This window comes from Crocosphaera sp. Alani8 (genome assembly GCF_038442745.1).
Lineage (GTDB): Bacteria > Cyanobacteriota > Cyanobacteriia > Cyanobacteriales > Microcystaceae > Crocosphaera.
Genome location: NZ_JARVCN010000199.1, coordinates 1 through 6,150, shown reverse-complemented (window position 1 = coordinate 6,150; position 6,150 = coordinate 1). Strand labels below are relative to the sequence as shown.

General features: G+C 36.0%; 6 protein-coding genes. 1 reads left to right on the top strand and 5 read right to left on the bottom strand.

Annotated elements, in window-relative coordinates; translation table 11 throughout:
• Positions 1–19: 19 nt before the first annotated feature.
• Positions 20–391 carry a tetratricopeptide repeat protein gene (locus tag P9B04_RS12685; RefSeq protein WP_342055357.1) on the bottom strand — a complete coding sequence of 124 codons (372 nt, stop codon included), beginning with the start codon at positions 389–391 and terminating at the stop codon, positions 20–22.
• 21 nt (positions 392–412) lie between these two features.
• Here P9B04_RS12685 and P9B04_RS12680 point away from each other — a divergent pair, with 21 nt between their 5' ends.
• Entirely contained in the window at positions 413–1,606 is a 1,194-nt protein-coding gene (locus P9B04_RS12680; RefSeq protein WP_342055356.1) for a transporter substrate-binding domain-containing protein, read from the top strand.
• Between the two features lie 147 nt (positions 1,607–1,753).
• Here the strand turns inward: P9B04_RS12680 and arsC are convergent, their stop codons facing one another.
• The 4 genes from arsC to cobJ form a co-directional block, all read right to left on the bottom strand.
• Positions 1,754–2,152 carry an arsenate reductase, glutathione/glutaredoxin type gene (arsC, locus tag P9B04_RS12675; protein WP_342055355.1) on the bottom strand — a complete coding sequence of 133 codons (399 nt, stop codon included), beginning with the start codon at positions 2,150–2,152 and terminating at the stop codon, positions 1,754–1,756.
• Positions 2,149–2,778 carry an arsenical resistance protein ArsH gene (gene arsH / locus P9B04_RS12670; RefSeq protein ID WP_342055354.1) on the bottom strand — a complete coding sequence of 210 codons (630 nt, stop codon included), beginning with the start codon at positions 2,776–2,778 and terminating at the stop codon, positions 2,149–2,151. Before arsH ends, arsC begins: the two co-directional genes overlap by 4 nt.
• Positions 2,779–2,796: 18 nt before the next feature.
• The gene (gene arsB / locus P9B04_RS12665) at positions 2,797–3,942 is read right to left on the bottom strand and encodes an ACR3 family arsenite efflux transporter (RefSeq protein WP_342055353.1); all 1,146 of its coding nucleotides are present in this window, start codon (positions 3,940–3,942) and stop codon (positions 2,797–2,799) included.
• Positions 3,943–4,061: 119 nt separating this feature from the next.
• The gene (gene cobJ, locus P9B04_RS12660) at positions 4,062–5,954 is read right to left on the bottom strand and encodes a precorrin-3B C(17)-methyltransferase (protein WP_342055352.1); all 1,893 of its coding nucleotides are present in this window, start codon (positions 5,952–5,954) and stop codon (positions 4,062–4,064) included.
• Positions 5,955–6,150 lie beyond the last annotated feature (196 nt).

Below are 6,150 nucleotides of genomic sequence, written 5' to 3'. Positions count from 1 at the left end.
ACTGGTTTGCTCATTGCTGTTACTGTACCTCATAACTGTGGGAAATGCTATAAGCATGAGCAATCTCAGTTATAGTTGTTACCTTTAAGGTGATGTCTTCAAAGTTTTCAGTTATGGACAAAGATTGTGCTAAAATTTCCTTTGCTTGTTCAAGTTCACCTAATTTTGCATAGGATAAGGCCAGATTATTTAGAAGTGTAACTTTAACTTCTGAATCATCTAATTCATTAATCATTTCCAACGTTTGAGAAAGTCTGGAAATTTTTGATACTTGATCATACTCATCCAATAGACTTAATTTGCTTGTGCTATACTGATCGATATTTTGATTACTTGGTACGAAGCTTTCCATACCAGCTAATAAGAAATTATAACAAAAAAGTTCTAACATGAGTTTATCAGGAGATAAAAGTTGAAAAAACAAAAAAATACAATTTCTTGTAAAAATTTCTATACTGTATTAATTAGTTTATTTTTCGTTAACGTTACTTTAGCACCTATTCCAAGTAAAGGGCAATCATCACCTGAAACATCAAATACAGAAGAAATAACAGAACAAAACCAAACGTTTGCAGGGGAAAAATTACGCGTTGGAATAACAGGAGAACCCCCGGCTGTCATCTTACCAGAAACTCTCTCCAATGGCAAAAACAGATTAACTGGAATCTCTGTTGAAATATGGGACGAGTTAGCAACAACTTTAAACCTTGACTACGAACTTATCTATAATGATTCTGTCAACCAAACACTAGAAAAGTTAGCCAATCAACAGATAGATATTGCCATTGGTGGTATCACAGTAACAGAAAAAAATATTCGTCGCTTTGACTTTACTCAACCTGTCCACGAAGATAAGATTAGCATTCTTGTCCCACTTCAATCTCCTACATTATGGACTATTATTCAGCCTTTTTTTGGATGGGCTTTTTTATCATCTATTATTTTAATTGGGCTATGCTTATTTATTGTGGGTAATCTATTATGGTTAGCTGAACATCGTCATAACAGCGAACAATTCCCCAAAAACTATGTTAAAGGAGTTACGGAGGGGGTATGGTGTGCCTTAACAACGTTTAGTACAGTAGGATACGGCGATCGCTATCCTGTTACTAATTTTGGAAGGTTAATTGCCGGAAGTTGGATGCTTATTTCCCTGGCAGCTGTAACCACTTTAACTGCAGGTATTGCAACGACTTTAGCTCTAGCATTTTCTGCTCAACCTTATCAAAACTTACAAAGTTCCAGTGATTTAAAAGGAGTTCGTTTAGTCACTATTTCCGGTTCCAAAGCAGTTCAATGGGGTCAATATTATCAAGCGAGAATAGTTGAGATTGATAGTTTATCCGAAGGGATTAACCAATTAAAATCCAATCAAGTTGATGGTGTTTTATATTCCCGTTTAGCTTTGGAATATTATTTATATAAAAATCCTCAAGCACCTTATCGAGTGGTAGATTTTGATATTGGTACTCAGAATTATAGTATTGCTTTGAATCAGGATAATCCTTTAACTGAAAAATTGAATCAGCAAATAGTATCCATTGACATACAACTTCGATTTCAAGAAGTTAAAGAAACTTGGTTTAAGTCACAGCTTAATAAGTAGGGATTCTGCAACATCTTGAATTAGAAAAAACTGCACATAACTTTTATTTTCAAATAAAAGGAGAACTAACAAGAAAAAAGTTCTTCTAGAAAAGAGTATTTCATGAGTAAAGCATAGAACAAGAAAAAATTAGTATACTTCACGCAGTTAATTGTCTAATTTCTTGATTAACCCCTCAACTTTTTCCTTAATTTCATCTCTAACACGGTAAAAAGTATCTAGAGGTTGTCCATCAGGATCATCCAATTCCCAATCCTCAAAAATATCCCTCAATACCCATTCTTGAGGTAAATTAACCCCACAACCACACAAAGAGATAACTGCATCATAATTGTTTGGATCAAAATCACTCAAGGGATCAGAGGTTTGATCTCCAATACTAATGCCAGTTTCCTCCATTACTTGAATAGCAATAGGATGAACACGACTTGCTTCTAAACCGGAACTGCTGACTTCAATCTTGTCTTTTCCTAAAGTTTTGGCAAAACCTTCTGCCATTTGAGAACGGCAAGAATTTCGTTTACAAACAAACATAATTTTTTTCATTTTTTTTCCTCCAATTTTAATTGTTTTTCTTTTCGTTCACTATGTCGATCTGTTAAATAATCGATCTTATCTCGTAACAAAAAAGTAAATTTATATAGTTCTTCCATTACATCAATAACTCGGTCACGATAAGCGGATTCTTTCATAGTTCCGTCTTCATGAAACTCTTGATAAGCTTTAGCAACTGAAGATTGATTAGGAATAGTAAACATTCTCATCCATCTTCCTAAAATTCTCATGCTATTAACTGCATTAAAAGATTGAGAACCTCCGCTTACTTGCATTACAGCTAATGTTTTTCCCTGTGTGGGACGAATAGAACCGATATTTAAAGGTATCCAATCAATTTGGTTTTTGAGTATTCCTGTTAGGTTACCGTGCATTTCCGGAGATGACCAAACTTGTCCTTCTGACCATTGACTAAGTTCTCTGAGTTCTTGTACTTTAGGATGAGACTCGTCTACCTGTCCCCGTAAAGGCAACTCATGAGGGTTAAAAAATTTAATTTCTGCTCCCATTTTTTCAATGATTCGACCTGCTTCTTCAGCCAATAAACGACTATAAGAACGCTCTCTTAACGAACCATACAAAAATAAAATACGGGGCGCATGATCAAAACTGTTCATGAAATTTATCAATTATTTCTAGTGTAAAGAATCGATACAACGAGGATCTAGTAATGTTGCTTTCTCGGGATTTCTTGGAAACCAAACAGCAGTTTTTTTGCAGAATTCTACTAACATTAACATTACAGGAACTTCTATCAAAACTCCCACAACTGTTGCTAAAGCTGCACCAGAATTTAAGCCAAATAACATAACTGCAGTGGCAATAGCAACCTCAAAATGATTACTAGCACCAATTAAAGCTACTGGGGCGGCATCTTCGTAGGTTAAGTTAAGTTTTAAACCTGCTACGTAAGCAATCAGAAAAATGAAATTAGTTTGAATAAACAGGGGAACAGCGATTAAGAAAATATGCAGAGGATTCTTAACAATTAATTCTCCTTTGAAGGCAAACAGTAGAATCAATGTTAATAATAAAGCTGTCACAGAAATGGGACTTAAATATTGCAAAAACTGGCGTTCAAACCATTCTTTCCCCTTATTTTTTAAAATCCAATAACGGCTATATATTCCAAACCCTAATGGCAACCCAACATAAATTAACACCGAGAAAACAATAGTTTGCCAAGGAACTGATAGATTATTAGCAGAAAGTAGCCATTTTCCAAGGGGTGCATAAAGAAATAACATTGCCAAAGAGTTAACAGCAACCATCACCAAAGTATGACCTTGATTACTATAGGAAAGATATCCCCACATCAGTACCATAGCAGTGCAAGGTGCAATACCTAGTAAAATACAACCTGCAATGTAAGAGTTAGCTAAGGTGACTTCGGAACCTCTAATTATCTCCGTTGCACTTAACATTGGTGCAAACAAGTAACCGAGGAAAAATTGTGCAAATACCACCATTGTAAAAGGTTTAATTAACCAATTAATTACCAAGGTTAATATAACTGGTTTTGGCGTTTTCGCCGCTTGTATTGCTTGGGAAAAATCTATTTTCACCATGATGGGATACATCATGAAAAATAAACAAATTGCAATAGGAATTGAGACATTATAAAGACTCATCCCGTCTAATGTCTCTGCTACATTAGGAAAACTTCTACCTAAAACAATACCAAGAACGATACAAATAGCTACCCACAGGGTTAAATATTTTTCAAAAATATTAAGACTTCCCCCTGCTTTGACGGCTTTGGGATTAATACGAGTAGTCATAGAACATATCAAAATTATTTGATACATAAAAGATATATCAAAATTATTTGATATGTCAAGTCACAAGATCTTAAATTATCTTGAGGAAACGAGGATTGTGAATAAAAATGTTATAAATTTTACATTTTCAATTCATTATATCCTCTTGGTGTAATCATCCAATTTTGGTGAAAAAACGTGCTACTATTGCCAATCAAAACCGTAGTTAACATATCAATATTATGGTCTAGCATTTCTGTTAAATTAGTTAAGATTATATTCTCCTCTTGACGATAAGCACAGCGAACCAAAGCCACAGGAGTATTAGGGTTACGATAATGTAAAAATATATTTTGTGCTTCTACAATTTGGCTTTGACGAGTTTGAGATTTTGGATTATATAATGCCGTTACAAAATCACCTACTGCAGCCGCTTGCAATCGCTTTTTAATCACTTCCCAAGGAGTTAATAAATCGCTGAGACTAATTGCACAAAAATCGTGCATTAATGGAGTTCCTACTCTAGCTGCTGTTGCTTGCAAGGCAGTAATTCCTGGGAATACTTCAATACTAGGATTATTGCCATCCCAACTACAATTTTTTAGTTCTTCTAATACTAAACCAGCCATACCATAAATGCCAGAATCTCCTGACGAAACAACAGCAACAGTTAAGCCCCATTTAGCTAAAAATATAGCTCTCTGCGCCCTTTGCAGTTCTTGTGTAATGGGCAAAGATTGAATAATTTGTCCAGGACGACTTATGGTTTTAATTAGTTCTAAGTATAAAGAATAGCCAATAATAGCATCTGCTTGATTAATAGCCGTTTTTGCTGCAGTAGTTATCTGCTCTAAACTACCTGGTCCTATTCCCACTAAATAGATTTTGCCTTTTCTTCCCGTATATTCTAAATCGCTTTGAGCAACGGCAACTGTTACCGCTTCATTATTAGACTTAATCACTTGTTTAGTTACCAAAAGAGGCTTTTCTGACTCAACTTTTTCCCCATTTTCTTCTGAGCTAAACCAATATGTAGACCCATAAATCGCCGCTGCTTCAGCCACACTAGCAGTACCAACTTCTTGCTTAACTACCTCAGAAGGATTAGGAATTTTGATGGTATTTAAAACATCAGCAGAATAAGTTAATAAGGGATAGTTTTTCTCTTGACAATATTCAACAATTCCCACCTCATCTGCTTTAATATCAATAGTGGCAATACCAGCGATCGCATCCATCGCTAAATGATATTTTTGACATACTTTTTCAATCCCCTCCGCAATCAACTCCTGAGACGTTCCTCGAATACAACCGATACCCACCCACAAAACACGAGGATGCCACTGCACTTTAGGAATGCTCAACCCTTCAGCAAACCTACGTTTAGTTGCACTGATCCAGACACGACCCTCTATGGGGTCATTTTCGCCATTTTCATCGAATCCAAAGGAAAAAGGGTGATTTTGAGGTAAATTATCTTTCCAAAGCTCACAACCCGATTCTTGTATCACTTGAACCCTTTTTTGAGAAGCGATCACATGACTGATTCCTGTCCAATCTCCCGTTCCCTTGCGCCAACCAAAAGGCGACCCTAAAATATCAATACCTGGTAAGTTTAGGTTATGGGATGCGCCAGTAATGATGGGGGTAGCATCCAGTTGATGAGCGATTAACTGAGCTAAGCGATCGGCACCTCCTTGATGGCCACTGCATAAACTAATCACATATTGACCCGTCGGATCGATGACAACAATAGCTGGATCAGAGGCCTTATCAGCTAATAGAGGGGCAATAAGACGAATAACCGCACCATTGGCTAAACAAAATATAAAAGCTCGGTTATCTCCCCAGATAGTACCTAAATGAGCCTTCAGAGAACCTGAATAATGACGAGTTGTAGCATCAATTAAAGGCAAGCTTTCAGGAATATATAGTGTGGCTCTTAAGGATTTACACAGAGTATGTAATAATTCAGTAGCTCTTGGGGTAGTAGCGATCGCAGATATTGGCTCAAAATCATCAAAAAGAGTCATTAACAACCTTTATATAAAAACTATCCCTTGGTTAATACCAAGAGACATAATCAATGAGCCAATAATACTACAAACAATAGTTAGGCTAAATAAATTTTCGTGAAAGGGAACAGGGAATAGGGAACAAAAAAATATCCTAATCATAGGTATCTTCTCAAAAAGCCAGGGGTCACTCGCTGCGAAAACTTAGGCCAAA